The sequence below is a fragment of the Actinoplanes auranticolor genome (assembly GCF_018332655.1).
Classification (GTDB): domain Bacteria; phylum Actinomycetota; class Actinomycetes; order Mycobacteriales; family Micromonosporaceae; genus Actinoplanes; species Actinoplanes auranticolor.
In genome coordinates this window covers 1-1191 of sequence record NZ_BOQL01000120.1, presented here as the reverse complement: position 1 = coordinate 1191, position 1191 = coordinate 1, and the positions used below count along the sequence as shown (strand labels likewise).

The window sequence follows — 1191 nt, the reverse complement described above, 5'->3', positions numbered from 1 at the left end:
GGGAAGTCTTCGCGTAGCGTCGACACTCGCAGGCTGTTCTTGCTGGTCAGGTCGCGTAGCGCGCCTGGGGCCAGCTTGAGCAGCGGCCAGAGCAGGCCGGGCCGCTTCAGTAGCAGGCTGGTGTAGGCGGCGGTGAGCCCGGCGCCGTAGCCGACCATCTGCTTGTGCAGTCCTTCGAGGTCGCGCCGGTGGTAGTGGTGGGTGACCGCCGTGGGTTGGTAGACGATGGTGCCGCCGCTGATCAGGACCTGGGTGAATGCCAGGGTGTCCTCGGAGCCCATCGCCGGGGTGCCGGCGCCCAGGGCGGTGTCCCAGCCGCCGATGCGTTCGATGACCCCGGCCCGGAAGGTCATGTTCGCGCCGGTGCCGAACGGGGGCAGCGGGTACAGCGGGCTCTGGATGTGGGCGGTCGCCGGGCTGAACACGTCGGGCTGGAAACCGCGGCCTTTGCTGTGCCCGCCGAACTGCTCGAACCACAGCTGGGCCTGCGTCTCCAGTTCGGCCGGCACGATGACGCCGGAGACCACGTCGGCTTCCGGGTGCTCGGCCAGCGCCCGGGCCACCTCGGCGAGCCAGTTCACGTCGGCGTACTCGTCGTCGTCGATCCAGGCCATGATCTCGCCCGGTGCTGCCGCGACGGCGGCGTTGCGGGCGAAGGACAGCCCGGCGCGTGGTTCGCGCAGGTAGGTGACCGGGCCGCGGCGGGCCGCCGAGCGGACGACCTCGGCGGTCGCGTCGGTGACCGGTGCGTTGTCCACGACCAGGATCTTGAAGTCCGGGTAGGCCTGGGCCAGCAGGCTGTCCAGGCACCGGGCCAGGGCGCCGGGCCGTTCCCGGGTGCAGACCACCACGGTGATCGGCGGCGCGGTGGCGAGCACCGCGCGGCGGCGGGTCAGGAACGCCGGCTCGCTCGCCGGGGTGATGCCGTCGATCGGCAGCGCGGACAGGCCCAGCTCGGCGAGCCGGGGCGCCAGGGCGCCGCCGAGTTCGGCGCCGATGGCGGCCGCCAGCTGGGCGGGCCGCAGACCCTGTTCCGGTACGTCGGCCAGCACGGTGCCGAGGGGTTCGGTGAACAGCCGGACCAGTACCCAGGCCTGCAGCACCCGCCGGCCGTCCGGGCCCACCCCGGCGACGGTCGGCAGCGGGTCGGACAGTTCCAGGTCGAGCACCGTAGCCGGCAGCACCTCGCCG

Annotated in this window: 1 protein-coding gene; it reads right to left on the bottom strand. The window is 73.0% G+C overall.

The window, feature by feature from the left end; all coding sequences use genetic code 11:
* The coding region (locus Aau02nite_RS45865) for a glycosyltransferase family 2 protein (RefSeq protein WP_212995001.1) at positions 1-1184 on the bottom strand (1184 nt) is incomplete at its 3' end.
* Positions 1185-1191 lie beyond the last annotated feature (7 nt).